The 21,594-nt window shown below is 62.0% G+C and carries 20 protein-coding genes; 8 read left to right on the plus strand and 12 right to left on the minus strand.

Annotation, left to right across the window (positions count from 1 at the left end; translation table 11 throughout):
* Positions 1-31 precede the first annotated feature (31 nt).
* Positions 32-1,030: a helix-turn-helix transcriptional regulator gene (locus tag F759_RS0116945; protein WP_027800917.1), complete on the plus strand. Its 999-nt coding sequence runs from the start codon at positions 32-34 to the stop codon at positions 1,028-1,030.
* A 76-nt stretch (positions 1,031-1,106) separates the two neighbouring features.
* Here the strand turns inward: F759_RS0116945 and F759_RS0116950 are convergent, their stop codons facing one another.
* Together F759_RS0116950 and F759_RS0116955 are read right to left on the minus strand one after the other, a co-directional pair.
* Positions 1,107-1,868: an ABC transporter permease gene (locus F759_RS0116950; RefSeq protein ID WP_027800918.1), complete on the minus strand. Its 762-nt coding sequence runs from the start codon at positions 1,866-1,868 to the stop codon at positions 1,107-1,109.
* The gene (locus F759_RS0116955; RefSeq protein WP_027800919.1) at positions 1,865-2,791 is read right to left on the minus strand and encodes an ABC transporter ATP-binding protein; all 927 of its coding nucleotides are present in this window, start codon (positions 2,789-2,791) and stop codon (positions 1,865-1,867) included. The genes F759_RS0116950 and F759_RS0116955 overlap by 4 nt, the downstream gene beginning before the upstream one ends.
* Here F759_RS0116955 and F759_RS42185 point away from each other — a divergent pair.
* Positions 2,790-2,981 (plus strand): hypothetical protein, encoded by a 192-nt coding sequence (locus F759_RS42185; protein ID WP_152530658.1) that lies wholly within the window; start codon positions 2,790-2,792, stop codon positions 2,979-2,981. The two genes, F759_RS0116955 and F759_RS42185, sit on opposite strands and share 2 nt — an antisense overlap.
* 261 nt (positions 2,982-3,242) lie before the next feature.
* Entirely contained in the window at positions 3,243-3,662 is a 420-nt protein-coding gene (locus F759_RS42860) for a hypothetical protein (protein WP_027800920.1), read from the plus strand.
* Between the two features lie 194 nt (positions 3,663-3,856).
* Here F759_RS42860 and F759_RS0116965 read toward each other — a convergent pair whose 3' ends face one another.
* The 3 genes from F759_RS0116965 to F759_RS43030 all read right to left on the minus strand — a co-directional run bounded on the left by F759_RS0116965 (position 3,857) and on the right by F759_RS43030 (position 6,941).
* Positions 3,857-5,401, minus strand: a complete 1,545-nt coding sequence (locus F759_RS0116965; protein ID WP_244438851.1) for a tannase/feruloyl esterase family alpha/beta hydrolase — start codon at positions 5,399-5,401, stop codon at positions 3,857-3,859.
* Positions 5,402-5,538: 137 nt separating this feature from the next.
* Positions 5,539-6,645, minus strand: coding sequence for an OpgC domain-containing protein (locus tag F759_RS0116970; protein WP_027800922.1), 1,107 nt, complete (start codon positions 6,643-6,645; stop codon positions 5,539-5,541).
* Positions 6,588-6,941 (minus strand): hypothetical protein, encoded by a 354-nt coding sequence (locus F759_RS43030; protein WP_161633321.1) that lies wholly within the window; start codon positions 6,939-6,941, stop codon positions 6,588-6,590. Before F759_RS43030 ends, F759_RS0116970 begins: the two co-directional genes overlap by 58 nt.
* Positions 6,942-7,184: 243 nt before the next feature.
* Between F759_RS43030 and F759_RS0116975 the strand changes: the two genes are divergently transcribed.
* Positions 7,185-8,393 (plus strand): acyltransferase family protein, encoded by a 1,209-nt coding sequence (locus F759_RS0116975; protein WP_027800923.1) that lies wholly within the window; start codon positions 7,185-7,187, stop codon positions 8,391-8,393.
* A 62-nt stretch (positions 8,394-8,455) separates the two neighbouring features.
* Complete coding sequence (locus F759_RS0116980; protein WP_027800924.1) at positions 8,456-8,722, plus strand: hypothetical protein; 267 nt, start codon at positions 8,456-8,458, stop codon at positions 8,720-8,722.
* 35 nt (positions 8,723-8,757) lie between these two features.
* Here the strand turns inward: F759_RS0116980 and F759_RS0116985 are convergent, their stop codons facing one another.
* Positions 8,758-10,662, minus strand: a complete 1,905-nt coding sequence (locus F759_RS0116985) for an AAA family ATPase (protein ID WP_027800925.1) — start codon at positions 10,660-10,662, stop codon at positions 8,758-8,760.
* 529 nt (positions 10,663-11,191) lie between these two features.
* On the opposite strand from F759_RS0116985, the gene F759_RS0116990 reads away from it, so the two are divergent.
* Entirely contained in the window at positions 11,192-11,815 is a 624-nt protein-coding gene (locus F759_RS0116990; RefSeq protein WP_027800926.1) for an ABC transporter ATP-binding protein, read from the plus strand.
* 38 nt (positions 11,816-11,853) lie between these two features.
* Here the strand turns inward: F759_RS0116990 and F759_RS0116995 are convergent, their stop codons facing one another.
* Positions 11,854-12,861 carry a zinc-dependent alcohol dehydrogenase family protein gene (locus tag F759_RS0116995; protein ID WP_027800927.1) on the minus strand — a complete coding sequence of 336 codons (1,008 nt, stop codon included), beginning with the start codon at positions 12,859-12,861 and terminating at the stop codon, positions 11,854-11,856.
* Between the two features lie 241 nt (positions 12,862-13,102).
* Positions 13,103-14,680, minus strand: a complete 1,578-nt coding sequence (locus tag F759_RS0117000) for a tetratricopeptide repeat protein (RefSeq protein ID WP_027800928.1) — start codon at positions 14,678-14,680, stop codon at positions 13,103-13,105.
* A gap of 252 nt (positions 14,681-14,932) precedes the next feature.
* Here F759_RS0117000 and F759_RS0117005 point away from each other — a divergent pair, with 252 nt between their 5' ends.
* Positions 14,933-15,130 carry a heavy-metal-associated domain-containing protein gene (locus F759_RS0117005; RefSeq protein WP_027800929.1) on the plus strand — a complete coding sequence of 66 codons (198 nt, stop codon included), beginning with the start codon at positions 14,933-14,935 and terminating at the stop codon, positions 15,128-15,130.
* Positions 15,131-15,176: 46 nt separating this feature from the next.
* On the plus strand, positions 15,177-15,575 hold the full coding sequence (copM, locus tag F759_RS0117010) for a CopM family metallochaperone (RefSeq protein ID WP_027800930.1): 399 nt from the start codon (positions 15,177-15,179) through the stop codon (positions 15,573-15,575).
* Between the two features lie 153 nt (positions 15,576-15,728).
* On the opposite strand, the gene F759_RS0117015 is transcribed toward copM, so the two are convergent.
* The 4 genes from F759_RS0117015 to prpC all read right to left on the minus strand — a co-directional run.
* Positions 15,729-16,199 (minus strand): hypothetical protein, encoded by a 471-nt coding sequence (locus F759_RS0117015; RefSeq protein ID WP_027800931.1) that lies wholly within the window; start codon positions 16,197-16,199, stop codon positions 15,729-15,731.
* Between the two features lie 192 nt (positions 16,200-16,391).
* On the minus strand, positions 16,392-17,570 hold the full coding sequence (prpF, locus tag F759_RS0117020; protein WP_027800932.1) for a 2-methylaconitate cis-trans isomerase PrpF: 1,179 nt from the start codon (positions 17,568-17,570) through the stop codon (positions 16,392-16,394).
* Positions 17,571-17,689: 119 nt separating this feature from the next.
* Positions 17,690-20,287 carry a Fe/S-dependent 2-methylisocitrate dehydratase AcnD gene (gene acnD, locus F759_RS0117025; RefSeq protein ID WP_027800933.1) on the minus strand — a complete coding sequence of 866 codons (2,598 nt, stop codon included), beginning with the start codon at positions 20,285-20,287 and terminating at the stop codon, positions 17,690-17,692.
* A gap of 233 nt (positions 20,288-20,520) precedes the next feature.
* On the minus strand, positions 20,521-21,594 hold a 1,074-nt coding region (gene prpC, locus F759_RS0117030; RefSeq protein ID WP_027800934.1), incomplete at its 5' end, for a bifunctional 2-methylcitrate synthase/citrate synthase.

A 21,594-nucleotide genomic window follows, 5' to 3' on the forward strand; every position in this document is an offset into this window, starting at 1 on the left:
CACGCGTTTCGAACGCCGGAGCTACCGTTTCATGGAACACGAATGCGATACGCTGCCGCATTGGCTGACCGGTTCGCCGCAGGGCGAAGCCGGCCATGCATCGGCGGCATACAATTCAGCGCTCACCGCACAACCGGCCTACCCGGCCGGTACGCGGCAGGCCGCGAAGTCAGCCCACGCGGCTGAAGCATCGATGGTATCGAGCCGCGCGGCAACGAGCGCGGCGCCCGCTGGTTTCCTCACGCTCTTCACCGAGGAAGAGATCGGCACGCCCGCGCCCGCCGCACGGCGCGCGCCGGTCATCAGTCCGCTGGTGCGTTTTGGCAGTGCGCAAGACCGCATCGAATTCGTGCGGCAACGCATCAGACAGTTGGGCTTCGACTCGTTCAGCTATACGGCCACGCGCACGTCCGCGCATCGCAAGACCATGTTCGTTCTGACGAGCTACGAGTCGCAGAGCTGGCTCACGCGCTACTTCCGCGAGCGTTATTTCGAGCTCGATCCGCGCGTGGCGCTGGCCTCGCCGACCGGCATGCCGTTCCTCTGGAACACGGTCGACATGCGCGCCGATCTGCCTCGCGCGCAAATGCGCAGTGAGCGGCTCGGCGGCCTGATCGACATGCTCGAGGCGACCGGCCGAAAGAGTGGCATTCTCACGCAGATGCCGTTGCCCGAGCCGGAGCTGAGCGCGAGCCTGTGCTTCAACTCGGAGATCGGCAACCCGCGCTGGATGACCGAATCGATCGTGGCGGAAACGTTAATGTTCGCGCACACGATTCATGAGTTCATCTGGACTCACGCGAAGAGCGTGATCGGCATGACGCCCGCGCAGCAGCAGCGCGTCACGTTGAGCGAGTTGCAGCACGCGGTGCTGAAGGCGGTGGTTCAGGGGCAGCGCGACAAGGAAATCGCGTATTTCCTCGGGCTGTCGCCGCATAACGTCGACTATCACTTGCGCCGCTTGCGGCAGTTGTTCAACGTGCGCAACCGCGTTCAGTTGATCAACGTCGCGAAGGCCTACGTGTCGTAGGCGAACTTGAAGGCAAGCCACGAAAATGCCGTGGCGGCACGCGCCGCCACGGCATTTTTTATGCACAGGTTCGCGCTTAGCTCTTTAACCGGTAACCCGTCTTGAAGATCCACGCGACGATCGCAAGAAACACGGCCAGAAAGAGAGCCGTCATGCCGAGACTTACCTCGACGTTCACATCCGCGAGCCCGTAGAAGCTCCAGCGAAACCCGCTCACCAGATAGACGATCGGATTGAACAGCGTCACGACCTTCCAGAACGGCGGCAGCATGTTCACCGCGTAGAAGCTCCCGCCTAGAAACGTGAGCGGCGTAATGATCAGCAGCGGCACGAGTTGCAGCTTCTCGAAGCTATCCGCCCAGATGCCGATGATGAACCCGAGCAGACTGAACGTAACTGCGGTCAGCACGAGGAACAGGATCATCCAGAACGGATGCTGCACTTGCAGCGGCACGAACAGGCCCGCTGTCGCGAGAATGATGAGGCCGAGCAGAATCGACTTGGTGGCCGCCGCGCCCACGTAGCTCACGACGATCTCCAGATATGACACCGGCGCCGACAGCAACTCGTAGATCGTGCCCGTGAAGCGCGGAAAGTAAATCCCGAACGACGCATTCGAAATGCTCTGCGACAGCAGCGACAACATGATCAGCCCGGGCACGATGAACGCGCCGTAGCTGATGCCGTCCACTTCCTTGATACGCGAGCCGATGGCCGCGCCGAACACGACAAAGTAAAGCGACGTGGAGATCACGGGCGCGATGATGCTTTGCATCAGCGTGCGCCAGGTGCGCGCCATCTCGAACTTGTAGATCGCGCGAATAGCGTAGAGATTCATGCGTTACCTCGAAGCAGACTCACGAAGATATCTTCAAGCGAACTCTGCGTGGTATGCAGGTCCTTGAAACGGATGCTGGCGTCGTCAAGCGCCTTGAGCAGCGCGATGATGTCGGTGCGGCCGCCGTCGCCTTCGTAGGTGTAGATCAGTTCGTTGCCGCCCTTCGCGACATCGAGCCCGTAGCCTGCGAGCGACGCCGGCAACGCAGCGAGCGGGCTTTCCAGTTGCAGCGTCAACTGCTTTTTGCCGAGCTTGCGCATGAGCTCGGTTTTTTCTTCGACGAGCATGATTTCGCCGCCGTTGATCACGCCGATGCGGTCGGCCATTTCCTCCGCTTCGTCGATGTAATGCGTGGTCAGGATGATCGTCACGCCGCTTGCCGCGAGCGAGCGCACGAGCTTCCACATGTCGCGGCGCAATTCGACGTCGACACCTGCCGTGGGTTCGTCGAGAAACAGCACGCGCGGTTCGTGCGACAGCGCCTTCGCGATCAGCACGCGGCGCTTCATGCCGCCCGACAGCGTGATGATCTTGCTATCGCGCTTTTCCCACAGCGACAGGTCGCGCAGCACCTTCTCGACATACGCGGGATTCTTCGGCTTGCCGAACAGCCCACGGCTGAACGACACGGTCGCCCACACGGTTTCGAACGAATCGGTGGTGAGTTCCTGCGGCACGAGGCCGATCAGCGAGCGCGCGCCGCGATAGTCGGTGGCGATGTCGCGACCGTCGACCGTCACGCTGCCTTCGCTCGCGTTGACAATCCCGCAGATGATGCTGATTAGCGTCGTCTTGCCTGCGCCGTTCGGCCCCAGCAAGGCGAAAATTTCTCCCCGGTTGATCGCCAGATTGATGTTTTTTAGCGCCTGAAAACCGCCGGCATAGATTTTCGACAGATTCGTGACTGAGACGATTGGCTGCATGGATTCGATGATGGCAGACACCGTTGTGAAAGTGGATGAAATGACGCGCAAGCGCGACCGCATCCGCAATGTAATGGAATCTGCGAAAGCGTGCAGCGGAAAGAATCGGGCAGCAGAAAAACTGGGCGCCTTCGATGCGTCTCTTTGCAGCGCTTGTAGATTGAGTTCCTTGCTTGCGTTCGTTGCTTGAGTTCGTTCCCTGCGTCTTTCGCGGCGTCGCAAGACAGTTCGGTTTCCGTATGGATAGAGCCTCGCTGTGACGCAGCGCGCGTCGGACCTTGCCGTGGGAGTGTGACCCGCACACCGCGCCGGGAACGCGCCATGCTCGATTGTCGCCGTGCTGCTGCGCCCGTGCGCCTCGCGCCGGCAACCAAGGCACAGTGCTTGCGGCAGTTTGCTCATGTGAGTGCAAGGCGCTCGCGTGACATCAATCAACTCTATGGAGATGACCATGAAACGCTTTACGACGACGATTCTTGCATCAGCACTCGTAATGGCACTCTCGGGCGGGGCCTATGCACAAGCGGGCGGCGGGGCCGGTGGCGGCGCGGGCGGCGGCACTGGAGCGGGGGCGGCGGGCGGCTCCGGCGGCGGTAACGGCGTGGGCGCCGGCGGCGGCACGACGGGCGGCGCAGGCGGAACCGCAACGCCCGGCGTCGGCCCGGGCACGATGAAGCATCCGGGCGACTCGGGCTATGGCTCGCCGGGCGTGACGGGCACCGGCGGCGGCATGGGCACCGGTACTGGCGCGTCGCCCAATAGCGCGACCACCAAGCGGTCCAATAGCGGGATGAGCAACGGCACGCGCAGCGGTACGAGCGGCACCAACGGCATGAACGGTACCAACGGTACGACCCAGAACGGCCAGTAAAGATGGCTGATATTCAAGCGGGTCTTTGACCCTGCGAGTGTGGCTTTAACAGGGACGGCGGTGCCGGCGCGCGGCATCGCCGTCCTGTTGTTTCGGAGCCGTGATGCGACGCCGGCAACGTCGATGGTGGATTTTGCAACGGCTCCAATGTAAAGAAGTCGCGCTTCGCGAGAGGAGCCAATCACAGCATGAAGTCAGGGCTCCGCGCACACGAAGCTCGCAGCGAGATTCATATTGCCCTTGCCCGTATAACGGGGAAACAGCGGATAACGGCATAGCGGGCGCGAGCGTCCGTTGGTCGCCGCCGCGATATCGGTGGCGATCAACGTTTCCGGCGATGCGCCGCGCGTCACCCAGTTATCGAGCGCGCCGAGCAGATCCACCGACGGAACGAATGCGCCGCTGCCGTGCTGAAAACCCGGCACCATGTACAAGCGCATGAAACGATTGACCTCGTCCACACCGTAGCGATCGATCAGCGCCTGATGGTAGGCGATGGTCTGATTCGGGCTGATGACTTCATCGGCGAGACCTTGCAGCGTGATCAGCTTGCCGCCGCGTGCGATGTACCGCGCAAGGTCCGTATTCATCGCGCCGATGGTCTGCGAAAGCGCGACCAATTGCGCGCGATATTTACCCGGGCGCTGCGGATCGAACCTGAGCGAGTCGAACTCCGCGTCACGCGCCACGAAATAACGCACGTAGCCGTCGCCTTGCGCGAACAGATAACCGTTGGCGAAAAACTTCGGCACGCCGAGACGTTCCGCTTGATGCCCCAACCCAAGCGAGCCGGTCAAGTGCGTACCCTCAAAAACGTTGTAGCCGCGATAACCGCTGACGTCCCACGCCAGTTTGTACGGCAGGGACAAGCCGTTGCGCAGCACCATCAACGTGGCGAGTTGCGGCTCACTCAGGCATGGGTCGCGTGACGACATGGCTCCCGCGCAACGCAACGATTCGATGATTTCCGCTTCATGCTCGCGGCATGCGGCGACGTCGCTCACTATGCCGTCCGCGGCGCCATCCAGCCGGTCGCATACGCTAAGCGTTCGTTGATAGACCTGCTCGAGCAGCAACGGCGGAATGAAGCCGCCCGGCGTTGCATACTCTGCCTGGCCGAGCTTCACGCCGATCAGGCGCACGCCCGAGAAATTGAGCGCGGGTGAATTGGCGATCACGCCGTCGTAGTCGTCGGGAAAGCGCTGGATCGCGGTGTAGCCTTCCCGGCCACCCGTCGAGCCACCGGCAAAGTACATTCGCTGCGGCGGCCGGCCGTAAGCGCGCGCAATCAGCGCAAGCGCGGCGTCGTGCGTCTTCTTCAGATGCGCATAGCCAAAGTTGATCACGGCTTCGTCGACGAGACCGAACACTGCGAGCGATGAATCGCCGACATGTCCCGAATCGTCGCCGAAGGTTGCATAGCCTTGCGCAAGCGGCGCCCGATCCGGCGAAAACGGCATCACGCCAGTGCCGCTAACCACGACGCCGTTATAGCCGCCGCCGCCGATTTGCAGCGCGCGGCCGTTCCAGCGGCGCGGCAAATTCAGGTCGAAACGGATATCAGGCGCGGTCGGTTTGAGCGCCTTGATGCGGCCAGTGATGCGGCAATATTCGCCGCCTTGCTGATTACCCGGCGCGGTCGCGCTCACCATCGACGCGCTCTCGATCTGCGCGCCGGCAGTCGGCAACGCGATCAGTTCCGGCGGCAAGACAGCGCCCGCGAATTCCGCGCAGCGCATGGAAAGCGGCGCCTCTTTCTGCGCCGCGAACGCCGTAGAAGCACATGGTCCGAGCAAGTTAATGGCAACGATGGCCGCGGTCACCCATGCCCGCACACGCAAAGCCCGCCGATACCACATTCCGCACGACCGCGCCTTCATCCGCAACGCGCGCCGCTCGCAGCGGCACGCAGCTGCTGTCCCTTCCATCCGTGCCAGCCGCGCGCAACAATCAGCAGCGCGCCAATGGCGACGAAATCTCCAGCCAGTCCGATCAGCACACCACGCAAGCCATGAAACGTATGAGGCGTCGCTGTATCGACGATCAACGACACGAGCGTGCCGCCGACAAAACATACGAGCCCGGTCCGGCCCACGGTGACCACGGCGGGCAAACGCTGCGCGAGCCGCGCGATGCTGCCCATGCGCACGAGCCGCGCAGCAAGCCAGGCGATGACGATAAAGTTGATCACGCGATCCACGGAGAGATTTTGCTTAAGGGTGCCGGGTAAAGGTTGCGTCAGCACGAAAAGTTTGACGGCGGCAAACGCGAGCACCGCGGCAACGGCGGCTCCCGTGAACCAGCGCGCCGCGTCGCCTGCATGAAAGCGCTCGCTGATGGGCGCGAGCCGGCACAGGATGCCGAACACGAACATCAGTTGCCATGCAAACGGATTAAAAGCCCAGCCGGCCATATCGTCAATGCTCAATAGCACCGCCAGCGGCCGCGCGAGCCACCACACGGCGGCGCTGAGCAGCAGCGCCGCTATGCGCGAGCGCAGCGCCAGCGGCACCACGAGGGGCACGCACAGTGCGAAGAACACGTACATCGGCAACACGCTCGACAGGTAGGGTTGCCGCCGCAACACGGCGATTTCGAACGCCTGGCGCAGCGGCTGCGCGGCGAAAGACGACCAGCCGGTGAGTTCGACCATCGAGTGATTCAGGCGCAGGAACGCGAGAACAGCGCCCGAGAGCAGCGTGAGCATCGCTGTCAACAGATACGCCCGGTAGATTTCCCAGCAGCGCCGCACGAAGCGCAGGTTCGCGGCCCTTTCGCCTCGGCCCACGAGTACCGCGGTGTACGCGGCCGCCGACGCATAGCCGCCGAGAAACACGAACACTTCAGCCGAATCGCACAATGCGTACGCGTGCAGCATCAGGTGAGACAGTATGCTGCCGGGCATGTGATCCAGCACGATGACGATCAGCACGACGCCGCGAAAGAAGTCCACTTCGAGGGAGCGTCCGCGGCGAATTTCCATTCGTGTTCTCGCAGGAAAGTTATCCAGCAACATGCCACGATATAGCGTTCCTGCGAATGCGGTGCGGTCGCGTCGTGGGCGCTGACAAGCAGCCTGTCATTTCGGGCGAGCCGCTGGCAATCTGAAATCCGCCTGTCGGCATGCGGTAATAGTGATTCGCCGCGCATTCCATTTGCAGCAAGTTTTGCGGCTTTCGCGTTTATCGCGTGAAGCCGGCCAGCCCGTGCCGCAGAAAAAAATTTGTTGATCGCGGGATGCGATTTTTTTCGCTTTTTTTCATCGTAGGATGAATTCATGCATGACCGTCGGAGTTCGCGCATCTCGCGCGACGGCTTCTCCGCACGGCGGCCACTCATGTGGACCGGACACGTTTGCGCGCCGACCTGCGTTCGGCGGGCGCGTTGAGCGTCGTTGCGACGCCTTCTTTTTGCCGCTGCTCGTTTGCGTCTCGAGCTTGTCATTCGCGCGGCACCGGTCCTTCCATTACCGACCTGAACGGTCGCGCACCGCGCACCGCCTTCGCATTGGAAGACACTCACATGAACAACAGGATTGCCGGCTTCGACGGACTGCGCGCCATTGCAGTGCTGATGGTCTTTCTTCAACACCGGCTATTCGGCGACATCGGCGAAATAGGCCACCTCGGCGTGTGGATTTTCTTTGCGCTGAGCGGCTTTCTGATCATCGGCATTCTGTCCGCTCAGCGGCAACGCATCGAGCAAAGCGGCAGCAGGTTCGCCGCCGAACTCAAGCGCTTCCTGTTTCGCCGGACGCTGCGCATCTTTCCGATCTACTACCTGATGCTGACGGTGATGAGCGCGCTAATGCTCTTCGGCATGGCGAGTCCCGAGCTCGCGAGCGGCATGCCGTTTCACTTCGCGTATCTGTCGAACTTCTGGATCGGCTCGGTGCTGCATTACTGGCCGGGGCGCTACTCGCATTTGTGGAGCCTCGCCATCGAGGAGCAGTTCTATCTCGTGTTTGCACCGCTGTTGTTAATGCTCGCGGCGCGGCGGCACCTCGCGGTATGCGCGCTGATCGTCGTGACGGGACTCGTCTCGCTTCTGGCGATGCGTGCCGCGCATTGGCAGGAGATCACGATCTACACACATCCGCTGAGCAACTTCTGGTTGTTGGCGCTCGGTGGAATGGGCGGCTTGATGATCGCAGGAAGCGCACACGATGCGGGCGGCCTGCGGGCCTGGCTCGGACACGGCGCCACGCTATTTGTTTTGAGCCTTTGTCTCGTGGGCTTGTGTGCAACCGAGCCGGCGTGGAGCGATATCGGGAATCCCGTGCTCTTTACCGGCGTCAGCGGCGCATATGGGCTGTGCATCGCGGCGCTGGTGTGTTCGATTGCGTGCTGCCGCAACGCGGTCGTGATGGGGCTGCTGGAAGCGCGCTGGCTGGCGGGTCTCGGACGCATCAGCTATGGCTTCTATCTGTACCACAACCTGATTCCGGACTTGACGCGCAATCATCATGCGCAAGCGCTGTTCGGTGGTGTTGTGCCGTTGTGGGCGCATGCGGTGGGAATTGCGGCGTCGTTTGCGATTTCGCTCGCAATGGCGCTGCTGTCGTGGCGGATTATCGAAAAACCCATTCTTCGGTTGAAGACGCGGCGTACGCCGACGGGCAACGTTGATTCCGTATCGACGCACACGGCGCCGCTCGCGTCGACTATGACCCGGAAGGAGCGTAGCCAATGTGCGTTGACGGACGAGGGGACCGCTTCAGATGCCGCTTGACGCCGCGCGTGGCACACACATTGCTGCACGATGATATCACTGTCACTAACTGGAGATGCGCCGTGGCCAATCAGCCGGATAGCCCGAACGAGCACGACCAGGAGCAGGACCACGACAAATCGCAGGACCCTGGTGGTCCGCCCACCGAGGTTTCAAAACCTGTTGGCGATGCGATCCCCACACCAGTCGAGCCGGGCCTCGACCAGCCATTGCCGGAGAAAGACCAGAACCCGTTATCGGACGACGACAGCAAGGCTAAACGCGATCCGCTGGGTGAAACAGAGACGCCTCCGGGCGTTCCGCCGCCCGGGCCGTCCGACTTCGCGTAGCGTGGGTGCCTACGCCGCTGCGTCGCTTATAGCACTCAAGCCGCCTCGGGCTCGTGCACGATCTTCAGCGTGCTCTTGTGTTCCTTGATCAGGCGGTACACCGTTTCGCCGGGCACCGTTTCGTGGTCGAGGAGTTCATCGGCGATAGCGCGCAGCACCGGCTCATACGCGTGCAGCAGGCTATAGCACTGCTCGTTCAACTCCTTGAGCAGCACGTTTGCCTGATCGATCGCGCCCTTCATCTGCAGACCCGCGTATTGCGAGGGCAATGCGGCGAGGCTGAACAGATTGCCGTCGCTGTTGAAACCGAACTTCGAGACCATGTCGAGGCTGATACGCGACGCTTCCTGCAAATCGGAGGCTGCGCCGCTCGATGCTTCCGAGAACGCCAGGATTTCCGCGTTGCGCCCGCCGAGCAAGACCTTCACTTCGTTGCGAATCTCCGTCTCGCGATAAAGATGCTTGTCCTGCGCCTTGGTGATGAGCGCTACGCCCAGCGCGCCGCCACGCGGCAGGATCGTGACCTCCTCGAGCACGCCGGTGCCGAGCAGCGCCGCGACGAGGCCATGCCCGGCTTCGTGCACGGCGATACGCGTGCGTTCGTCCTCGGTCAACGCGCGTTCCGCGCCGCTCACGTCGCCGATGCGCGCAATCTTGATCGCTTCGATGAAATGCTTCGCCGCGATCTCGGTCTCGCCGGCCTTGCGCGCGACGAGTCCTGCCTGATTCACGACCATTGCGACGGTCGCGGGCGACAAGCCAGTGGTCAGGCGCGCGAGCTGATCGTAGTCGATGTCCGCGGCCTTCGACTTCAGCTTCTCTGCATAGAAACGGAAGATTTTCGCGCGGTCCTCGCGATCGGGCAGACGAACCTGCACGGTGCGATCGAAACGGCCAGGCCGGCGCAAGGCCTCGTCGAGATTATCCGGATGATTCGTGGCCGCCACGATGATCACGCCTTCGTTCGAAGCGAAGCCGTCCATCTCCGCGAGCAGCTGATTGATGATGCGGTTGCTCTCAGCTTCGACAGGACCGCCGCCGGTGTCGGTGCGCTTCGCGAGACCGTCGGCTTCGTCGATGAAGATTACCGTGGGCGCATTCTTGCGCGCCATTTCGAACAGATGCTTGACCTTCTGGATGCCGACGCCGTAATACTTCGCGCTGAAATAGCTGCCGGTGATCGAGATGAAGCTCGCGCCGCATTCTCCGGCCAGCGCCTGCGCGAGCCGCGTTTTACCAACGCCGGGACCGCCCACCATCAAAATTCCGCACGGCGCGCGCACGCCCATCGACGTAAATTGCTTCGGGTTCGACAGATAGCCGCGAATGTCCGCGAGCGCGGCCTTCGCCTCACCCGCGCCGATTACGTCGTCGAAGCGCAGTGTGGGCGCCTTGCCGAGCAGCGTCGCGCCGCCACGCATCTCACGGCGCATGAACCACACCATGCCGCCGATCAGCAGCAACGGCAGCAGCAGGCTGATCACGTCGCGCGTCTGGTCGAACACCTGAATCCAGCGCGAGCCGCCCGTGCGAATATCCGCGTCGGGCAGCCACACGAGTTGGTACGAAGCCGCGTCGCCGTTTTTCGGCTCGCCTAGTAAAAGCGCGTGCGAGAAGGTCGCGTCGTGGTCGGTCACGAAGTATTTGGAGCCGTCGCGCTTCGACACGAGAATCGCACTGGGACTCACGCCGATTGCGGCGACCTTCGCCTCATGAATGTCGCGCAGCATTTGCGACGCGTCTTTCTCCTCGCGCGTCCACGCCGACGTATCGTGGCGCATCTGATTGGCGACGCCGGTTAGCGCGGGCGCGACCTGCGCGGCGCGCTGCTGGTAATGCCAGAAACTGAATGCGAGCATCAATGCGATGAGCGCCATTGACGTCGCAATGGCGAATTTGCGCGCCCGTGTTTTCCCAAGCGAATTCTTTCCCGGCTTCATGAGTCACTTCCAAAAACGGGCTCAGGCGAGCCCCGATACATATCGAATCAGAGAGGGTGAGCGGTTGGGAGAGGAATCGGCTATTGCGACGCCATGCCTGCCCGGAAGAAAGGACACCCAACCATGCGTCCCTCTTTAGTCCGCCGCGTACGAGCCAGTATGCCGTGCGGCTGCCTCTTCCAAATCGCAGAAAAGGCCTGTTTCCACCGCCTATCCCGCGATTTGATGTGCACGGAATTTAGGGCGCGAGCCGCACATGAATGCGGTAGAAAACTGCTCCGGCGCACAGTTTAGCAGCGTAAAAAAGGTCGCGTATTCTGTAGACCTATCATTTCACCCCGCCCTATTTTTGCGGTTGCTTTGCTGTTTGCCGCGCTGGGCGCGTGGTTCGGCGATCTCGCTGCCAACACGGCATACCTGAGTGGTGGCGCGGATTTTTGTTAGGCTTCGAGATCCGTCTCACTTTTGGCCGCAATGCTCTCAAACGGGCGTTGCAGGGCCGCTGACACAAACTCACCACACAACACTCATGCTTCGATTCGAGAACCTCAGCAAGCGCTATAGCGATCGCGTCATCTTCGAGGGACTGCACCACGACACGGTTTCAGGCTGCGTGGCCCTCAACGACGAGTCGGGCAGCGGCAAATCCACCCTGCTCGGCATCCTCGCTGGCGCGGCCGAGGCCGATGCGGGCGAAATCCGGATCGGCGGCCATTCGCTGCGCGCGACGCCCGCAGCCGCGAAAGCGCTGCTGACCTATGTGCCCGAGGATTGCATGCCGTCGCCCGATCCAACGGGTCGCGGATATCTGCAGAGCGTGGCTTCGGCGAGAAAGGTCGTGCTCAGCGACACGACGCTCGCTCTGGCCGACCGCTTCGGCCTGACGCCGCATCTGGAAAAGCGCTTCGAACAGATGTCGTTTGGCACGCGCAAGAAGTTTTTCCTGACGTCGGCGGTAATTGGCGAAACGAAAGTGCTGATCGCGGACGAGCCCGTCGGCGGGCTCGACGCCGCTGCTCGCGCTGTATTGGTCGACCTGTTCACGATGCTCGCGCAAACCCGCACGGTATTCTTTTCGAGTTACGACGAAGCGTTCACGGAAGCATGCACGGCAAAACGCGTCACATTCGCGGACCTCGCGCGGCGCGGCTGAGCGTCACCGCGCTACGCGGGCGCTCAACCGCGCAACGCTTAAATCGACACGCAGATCTTGCCGAAGTGAGCACCAGCGGCTTCATGCCTGAACGCGTCGCCGAGCTTCGCAAGTTCAAACGTGCTGTCGATCACCGGCTTGATGCCGGTCACTTCGAGCGCGCGAATCATGTCGCGCTGATCCTGCCGGCTACCGACAATCAGGCCCTGCAGCCGCTGTTGCCGCGCCATCAGCGCCGCCGTCGGCACCGGGCCCGCGCGTCCGGTCAGCACGCCGATCAGCGCGATATGACCGCCGATCCGGCAAGCCGTGATCGACTGCGGCAACGTGCCAGGACCGCCCACTTCGATCACATGATCGACACCCCGCCCTCCGGTCAGCGAGCGCACCTCTTTGCCCCATTCGGGATTGTCGCGGTAGTTGATCGTATGATCGGCGCCGAGCGCTCGCAGCTTTTCGAGCTTCGCAGCCGACGAGGATGTCGCGATCACCGACGCGCCCATCGCTCTCGCAAGCTGCAAGCCGAAGATCGACACACCACCGGTGCCGAGCACGAGCACCGTGGCGCCAGGTTTCAATTGCCCGTCGACGATCAGCGCGCGCCATGCCGTGAGCCCCGCCGTGGTGAGCGTCGCGGCCTCGGCATGGCTATAGCCTTTCGGCGCATGCGTGAAATAGTGGCCCGGCAAAACCACGACTTCGCGCGCGTAGCCGTCGACGCCATCGCCGGGTGTGGTTTTGAAGTCGCCAATCGCAGGCGCACCGTTCTCCCAGAACGGGAAGAAGCACGACACCACATGATCGCCGGTCTTGAATTCGCCAACGCCTTCGCCGACCGCTTCCACCACGCCCGCGCCGTCCGCCATCGGAATGCGCCCAGCGTCGGCGGGCAGCACACCGCTTACGACGCCGTAGTCGTGAAAGTTCAACGAACTGGCATGGATGCGAACGCGGAGTTGGCCCGGGCCCGGCTGACCGGGATCGTGGATATCGACCACCTGAAGATTGTCGACGCTGGCAGGCGTTCCGATCTTGACCGCTTTCATGTTGCGACTCCTTTGTGATTTGTGCTCGGCGCTCGGTGCGCGCCCTCGTCACAAAAGCATATCGCAAGCGCGTTCGACGTGGCGCCGTTCGTGAGCCACCTCGCAGGCGCGACGCTCATTGGCTTGACGATGGCCGCGCGAGGAAACAATCGACAAAGGCCAGTGGAAGCGACGATGCGACGACGGCCCAGCTTGGCACCCAAATTCACCAGTCAGTAAGTCCGGTCTGACGTTCGCTTCGCTAGCGCACAAAGGAACGGTAAGCCCTGCCCGGTTCATAGCGCTGCATCAATTGCGCTGTGACGCGCTCGATCACTTCGTCCCAATTGCCTCGTTGCGATTGCGTGAAGATGCGCACTGTCGGATACCACGGGCTGTCATCGCGATTGCGCAGCCACCGCCAGCAACCGGCGAAGCGATTGAGCAGCCATACTGGCTTGCCCATAGCCGCTGCCAGATGAGCGACAGAGGTATCGACCGAAATCACGAGGTCCAGGTTGTCGATGATCGCGGCGGTGTCCGCAAAGTCGGACACCTGGTCCATCCAGTCAGTGAGATACGCTTTCGCCGACGCGTTCGGGCGCTTCGCAAGGTCGTCGGTTTTTTGCAAGCTGATCCAACGCACATGCGACTGCGAAAACAGTGGCGCGAGTTGCGCCGATGTCAGACTGCGCGCACGGTCTTCGCTAAGTCCGGAGTGGCCGCCCGCCCACACCACGCCGACGCGCGGCAGATCCGGTTGAGACAGGGCGTCGAGTCTTACGAGCCATTCGGCGGAGCGCCGCGGGTTCGCGCCCAGATACGCCGCGGCGGGAATAGTGGCGAGGCGCGTGCCGAATGCCAGCGGCAGCGACATCAACGGGCATTGCCAGTCCCACTCCTTGACGTTCGGCATAGCGTCGTCGAGCATGACGATGCCTGGCCAGCGCGCGCACAACGACTCTTCGTAAACACGCCGCAGCGACGGCGGGCAGATATAGCCCACCTGGGCAAAACGTTCGAGCGCGAGGGGCAGATAGCGCACGAATTGCAAGCTGTCGCCGTGACCCTGTTCGGGCAGAACCAGCAGACGCGCGCCGCGCTCGGGCACGCCGTGCGCACCGCTCACGACGTCGGCACGTTCGCCCTTCCATTGCGGCAATGGGAGTTGGGGCCGCTCCGATGCGGGCTGCCCGTTGGCATCGACGAAATTGGCCCAACGGTCTTCAAAATACGGCCATGCCTCTTCATAACGGCCCGCCGCCAGCAGAACCTGACTGAAACTCGCGCGCGCGCCGAGATTAGACGGGTCTAGCGTCATGGCTTGTCTCAGATGCTGCTCGGCTCCGCTCAACGAACCCAGGTCTCTCACGACGACGCCCAGATTCGCGTGCGCCTGCGCATAGTCCGGCTTGAGTTCGATCAACCTGCGATAAGCGACCGCCGCCTCTTCGGCACGGCCTTGCAATTGCAGCGCGACGCCCAGGTAATAGTGGAGCGCGAGCGAATCGGGCTGATGCGCAAGCCCCGCCCGGGCAGTCTGCACAATGCTCGCGAACGCGCGCAGCTTCACCTGGATGAGGCACAGCATGCCGAAGAACGGCGGCTGCGGCTCGACTTCGACCGCGCGCTCGATCCAGCGTTGCGCCAATGGCAACTGATCCAATGCAAGCGCCACCAGCCCGCGCGAGTACAGTGCGCCCGCGTGCGCTGAATCATGCACAATGATTCGATCGAGGAGTGCCTGCGCCGTGTCCAGGCGCCCTCCAACGCGTGCCTCTTCCGCCTCGTTGAACCACAACGAAATTGCCTGGGATGACACCGGGGATTGGCTTTGCATGATCGCGCGAATGAGTCTGCGTTGATGAACTGTGAAGGCCTTGACTGGCGCAGACTATGAACGCTGCCCTGCGCTTTATGGCGCGTCGATTATCGACGTCGCGTGCGGACGCTTGTGTAGGACCGTTCCGAATCGCAGACGCAGATTGGCGTCAGCGGTCAAAGTAAAAACGCATGCATACAGACTTGACCTTACCGCAATGGGAAGGTCCAAGATCCTCTTGAGATTTATCTCAGGAGATTGGGAATGAAAATGGAATTTGCCGTTCAGGATATGTCTTGCGGTGGATGCGCCAACGCGGTCGCTCGCGCGATCGCCGGTCCGGATCCGGCCGCGAAGGTTGACATCGACGTGTCCGCGAAAATCGTCAAAATCACGTCGACGCTGCCGCCGGCGCAGTTCGTCGCGGCTATCGCGGCGCCGGGGTTTCATCCGTCGGTGCGCGACTGATTATCTGAATATCGCCTGAAAAAGCTTTTTTTAACTGGAATCGACTATGAAGAATCTTCGCGCTTTTCGTGCTTTCTGCGTGTTCGGCGGCATCGCATGCGCCGCGGCGGCCGCGCCTGTTCACGCGCAGCACACGGCGTCCATGCCCGGCATGGACATGTCCGCGTCAGCCGACGCCGGCTCCGGCGACTCGACGCCGGCATTCAAGGCAGCCGACGACAAAATGATGAAAAACATGAGCGCGCCGGCCTACACCGGCGACGCCGATAAGGACTTTGTCGCGCACATGATCCCGCATCACCAAGGCGCAATCGACATGGCGCAGGTCGAGCTCAAGTACGGCAAGGACCGGGAGTTGAAGCGCCTCGCGCGGAACATCGTCAAGGCGCAGCACGACGAAATCAGCGTCATGCAACGCTGGCAGGCGAAGCACGGAGCGAAGTAACGAAATAACGCTGCGAGCGCGGCCGATGCGATGAAGACCGGCACGCTGACTCATGGACGCCCTCGCCGGTCTTCTTACCTGCCTCGTATGCGTTGTCCGCATATGAGGCGCGGAGAAAGCGGGCTTTGGTCGCCAACTATCCTGCGTGTGCCATCAGTGTTGTGTGACGCCCGGTCCGGGGCCGGCTTTCATGTCGTCAGCCGGCGCTTCGTCCACGGACGCCGTTCCCTGCTGGCCGGCGTTCGCCTCCGGCATCAGCGCGGCGGCCGCTATCTCGCCGGCCTCTTCGAGCAGACGCGCCGCCCGCCTCGCCGTGATACGCCTTTTGGCGACTCCCTTTGCATCGAGCGCGATCACCTGGAACAGTTCCCGGTCGCACGCAAGTTCCTGCTGGTACTGCTCGCCGGTGCTGATGAGCAACTCGAGCATGGTCTGCTGCCGACGGCGCTCGTCGCTCGTGACGGCAGGATTCCTACATATTGTGGACGCAAGCGTAATCAACGTATTCAGTTTGCTCATCTGCCGGTCACAGAGATGGAAAGCCGAGAGAGCAAGCTTTTCATACTGGAGAGCGTCGACAGGTGGGCGGGAATCGGTTTGCGATTGGCGTTTGTTTTTACTCATTGTGCGATCTCCCTAAGACTTCAGTGGGTCGCCCGACACTCGGTTGACGGTACGTGGCACGCCCGCGGATGCACGCCCCGTGTAAGCGCGAGGTGCAGTTGCGATCGCAGGTTTCCAAACCTGAGCTTCGCGCGTTTCTGGACGGCCCGGCGATTATAAGTCAGTGCGGGCGGACGCTTTCAACCGGGCGGGCTAAGGCACCCTGACCCACCCCTCCATCAACACCCTCGCACTACGACTCATCACCGCCTTCCTGACCACCCATTCGCCGCCGACAACAGCAGCCTCCGCCCCCACCCGCAACGTCCCGGACGGATGTCCGAACCTCACCGCCTCACGCTCACCGCCGCCAGCCGCCAGATTCACCAACGTTCCCGGAATCGCCGCCGCCGTGCCGATCGCGACCGCGGCCGTGCCCATCATCGCGTGATGCAATTTGCCCATCGACATTGCGCGCACCAGCAAGTCAACGTCGCCCGCGACGATCCGCTTGCCGCTTGACGCGACGTAATCAGCCGGCTTCGCAACGAACGCGATCTTGGGCGTGTGCTGCCGCGTCGCGATTTCATCGAGATGCCCGATCAGTCCCATGCGCAGCGCGCCGTGTGCGCGAATCGTCTCGAACATGGCGAGCGCTTTTTCATCGCTATTGATGGCGTCCTGCAACTCCGTGCCCGTGTAGCCGATCGCTTCCGCATTCACGAAAATGGTCGGAATGCCGGCGTTGATCATGGTCGCCTTCAGCGTGCCGACGCCCGGCACTTCCAGATCATCGACGAGATTGCCGGTGGGGAACATCGAGCCGCCCGCGCCCTCTTCTTCCGCAGCGGGGTCCATGAATTCGATCTGCACTTCCGCCGCCGGAAACGTCACGCCGTCGAGTTCGAAGTCGCCCGTTTCCTGCACCGCGCCATCGGTCATTGGGACGTGCGCAATGATCGTCTTGCCGATGTTCGCCTGCCAGATGCGCACGGTGGCCATGCCATCGCGCGGAATCCGGTTGGCGTCGACCAGACCGGTGCTGATTGCGAACGGCCCCACCGCCGCGGAGAGATTGCCGCAATTGCCGCTCCAGTCCACAAACGGCTTGTCGATCGACACCTGACCGAACAGGTAATCCACATCGTGATCGGGCTTGCTGCTTTTATCGATGATCACCGTCTTGCTCGTGCTCGACGTCGCACCGCCCATGCCGTCGATCTGCTTGCCATACGGGTCGGGGCTGCCGATCACGCGCAGCAGCAGCGCGTCGCGCGCGGCGCCCGGCGCTTGCGCCGCGTCGGGCAAATCCTGCAAGCGGAAGAACACACCTTTGCTCGTGCCACCACGCATATAGGTGGCCGGAATCTTGATCTGCGGTTTGTGCGCCATGAAAACAGTGTCCTGAAACAATGCCGTGATTAAAGGCGAGCCGCACCAAACACCGCGCCGCCCGCCTCGAGTTCCCCTATTGCCGAACCGCTAGAGCGACTCGACGCTGCCAGCAAACCTTAAGCCGCCGCCTTCGACGACTCCAGAAAATCCTGCGCAAAACGTTGCAACACGCCGCCGGCCTCGTAGATGGAAACCTCTTCGGCTGTATCCAGCCGGCACGTCACCGGCACCTCGACCCGCTCAGCGCTTCTACGATGAATCACGAGCGTCAGGTCCGCGCGCGGCTTGCGTTCGCCGATTACATCGAAGGTCTCGGTGCCGTCAATCGCCAACGTGATGCGGTTCACGCCCGGTTTGAACTCCAGCGGCAACACGCCCATGCCGACGAGGTTCGTGCGGTGAATCCGCTCAAATCCTTCGGCGACAATCGCTTCAGCGCCGGCCAGACGCACGCCCTTGGCCGCCCAGTCACGCGACGAACCCTGGCCATAGTCGGCCCCGGCAATTACGATCAGTGGCTGCTTGCGCTCCATATACGTTTCGATCGCTTCCCACATGCGCGTGATTTTGCCCTCGGGCTCGATGCGCGCCAACGAACCGGCCTTCACCTTGCCGTCCTCGATCACCATCTCGTTCTTCAGCGTCGGGTTCGCGAACGTGGCGCGCTGCGCGGTCAGGTGATCGCCGCGATGCGTCGCGTACGAATTGAAGTCCTCTTCGGGCAAGCCCATTTTCGTGAGGTATTCGCCCGCTGCACTGTCCGGCAGAATTGCATTCGATGGCGACAGGTGATCGGTCGTGATGTTGTCGCCGAGTACCGCAAGCGCACGCATGCCCTTCAACGTGCGCTCTCCCGCAAGCGCGCCTTCCCAATACGGCGGACGGCGAATGTACGTGCTCATCGGCCGCCAGTCGTAGAGCGGGTCCGCTTTCTCCTGCGTGTCCACGGAAACCGCGAACATCGGCTCGTACACTTTGCGGAACTGCTCGGGCTTCACGCTCGAAGCCACGATTGCGTCGATTTCTTCGTCAGACGGCCAGATGTCCTTCAGCGTCACGTTATTGCCTTCTGCATCCACACCAAGCACATCTTTTTCAATGTCGAAGCGAATCGTGCCCGCAATCGCATAAGCCACCACCAGCGGCGGCGATGCAAGAAACGCCTGCTTCGCGAACGGATGAATGCGCCCGTCGAAATTGCGGTTGCCCGACAGCACAGCAGTCGCATACAAGTCGCGCTCCACGATTTCCTTCTGGATCGCCGGATCCAGCGCGCCGGACATGCCGTTGCACGACGTGCACGCATAAGCGACCACGCCAAAACCAAGCTGTTCGAGTTCGGACAGCAGGCCGGCCTCTTCCAGATACAACGTGACGGCTTTCGAGCCCGGCGCAAGCGACGTCTTCGCCCACGGCTTGCGCGTGAGTCCGCGCCGGTTCGCGTTACGCGCGATCAGGCCGGCGGCGATCATGTTGCGCGGATTGTTGGTATTCGTGCAGCTCGTGATCGCCGCGATGATCACCGCGCCGTCCGGCATCAAGCCCGGCTCGTTCTCGACTTTACCGCTGATGCCGCGCGCCGCCAGTTCTGAAACCGGCAGGCGCCGATGCGGATTCGACGGCCCGGCGAGCGTGCGCACGACCGTCGACAGATCGAACCTCAGTACGCGTTCATACTCGGCAAGCCTGAGGCTGTCGGCCCACAAGCCGGTTTCCTTCGCATACGTTTCGACCAGCTTCACGAGTTCGTCATCGCGGCCGGTGAGCTTCAGGTACTTGATGGTCTGCTCGTCGATATAGAACATCGCAGCCGTCGCGCCGAATTCGGGCGCCATGTTGGCAATCGTCGCCCGGTCGCCGAGCGTGAGCTTCGCCGTACCCTCGCCGAAGAATTCGAGGTACGCGCCGACCACTTTTTCCTTGCGCAAAAATTCGGTCAGCGAGAGCACGACGTCGGTCGCCGTAATGCCTTCAGCGGGCTTGCCCGTCAGTTCCACGCCGACAATGTCCGGCAGCCGCATGTACGACGCGCGGCCCAGCATCACGCTTTCCGCTTCGAGTCCGCCGACGCCGATCGCGATCACACCGAGCGCATCGACCATCGGCGTATGCGAATCCGTGCCCACCAGCGTATCGGGAAACGCAACGCCGTCTTTCACCTGCACGACCGGACTCATGCGTTCGAGGTTGATCTGATGCAGGATGCCGTTGCCGGGAGGAATCACATCGACGTTCCTGAACGCGCGCTTCGTCCAGTTGATGAAATCGAAGCGATCTTCATTGCGACGGTCTTCGATTGCGCGGTTCTTCGCGAACGCGTCCGGGTCGAAGCCGCCGCATTCCACGGCGAGCGAGTGATCCACGACAAGTTGCGTCGGCACGACCGGATTGACCATCGCTGGGTCGCCGCCTTGCGCGGCAATCGCGTCGCGCAAACCAGCGAGATCGACCAGCGCGGTCTGGCCCAGAATGTCGTGACATACCACGCGCGCCGGAAACCACGGAAAATCCAGCTCACGCTTGCGTTCGACAATCTGCTTCAGCGACGCGACGAGCGTCACCGGATCGCAGCGCCGCACGAGATTTTCGGCAAGCACGCGCGACGTGTACGGCAGCTTGTCGTAGGCGCCGGTCTGGATTGCGTCGACGGCGGCGCGCGCATCGAAGAAATCGAGCTGGGTGCCCGGAAGGCGTTTGCGGTAGGCAGTATTCATGGCGTGGGGACTAACAGTAATGATGCGGAACAGGGGCGGCGGCTAATCGCGTCGGACGGGCTTTCTACGGCGCGTTCCTGCTTTTATGAAGCGATCCGCCTAGTGTAGCTCGCGTCTGCAAAAAGCGGCCTTGGCTCGGGGTATTGGCGAGCCAAGGCCCAGCTTCATCGCGTCACGCTTTCATAACGCAATGAAAAGAACGCATGCAGATGTGCTCTAACGCCAGATCGACCCTAGACGCGTTTCGCGAGCGGCACGAACGGCAGATCGTCGGGACCGGTGTAATTCGCGCTCGGGCGGATGATTTTGTTGTCGATCCGCTGCTCGATGATGTGCGCGCTCCAGCCAGCAGTGCGNGCGATAACGAAGAGCGGGGTGAACATCGCCGTCGGCACGCCCATCATGTGGTACGACACGGCGCTGAACCAGTCGAGATTGGGAAACATCTTTTTCACTTCGGCCATGACTGTTTCAAGGCGCTCGGCGATATCGAACAGTTTCGTGCTGCCCGCTTCTTTCGACAGCTTCTTCGCCACTTCCTTGATGACCTTGTTGCGCGGGTCCGAGATCGTATAGACCGGATGACCGAAGCCGATCACCACTTCCTTGTTCTCGACGCGCCTGCGGATATCGCTTTCCGCGTCATCCGGCGTCTGATAGCGCGACTGGATTTCGAACGCGACTTCATTCGCGCCGCCGTGCTTCGGTCCGCGCAGTGCGCCGATTGCGCCGGTAATCGCCGAATAGATGTCCGATCCTGTACCGGCAATCACGCGACCCGTAAACGTCGATGCATTGAACTCATGCTCGGCGTACAGGTTCAGCGACACATGCATTGCATCGACCCACGACTTCGGCGGTTCGACGCCATGCAGCAGATGCAGGAAGTGGCCGCCGATCGAATCGTCGTCGGTCTCGACTTCAATGCGTTTGCCGTTGTGCGAATAGTGATACCAGTACAGCAGCATCGAGCCGAGCGAGGCCATCAGCTTGTCGGCGATATCGCGCGCGCCGGGCAGATTGTGGTCGTCCTTCTCCGGCAGCACGGTGCCGAGCACCGACACGCCGGTGCGCATCACATCCATTGGATGCGCGGCGGCAGGAATCCATTCGAGCGCGGCCTTGACGTTCGCGGGCAGGCCGCGCAATGCCTTGAGTTTCGTCTTGTACGCAGTCAGTTCGGCCTGCGTCGGCAGCTTTTCGTGCACCAGCAGATACGCGATCTCCTCGAATTCGCAGTTGCCCGCAATGTCGAGAATGTCGTAGCCGCGATAGTGCAGATCGTTGCCCGTCTTGCCGACCGTGCA

The sequence above is a fragment of the Paraburkholderia dilworthii genome (assembly GCF_000472525.1).
Taxonomy (GTDB): Bacteria; Pseudomonadota; Gammaproteobacteria; order Burkholderiales; family Burkholderiaceae; genus Paraburkholderia; species Paraburkholderia dilworthii.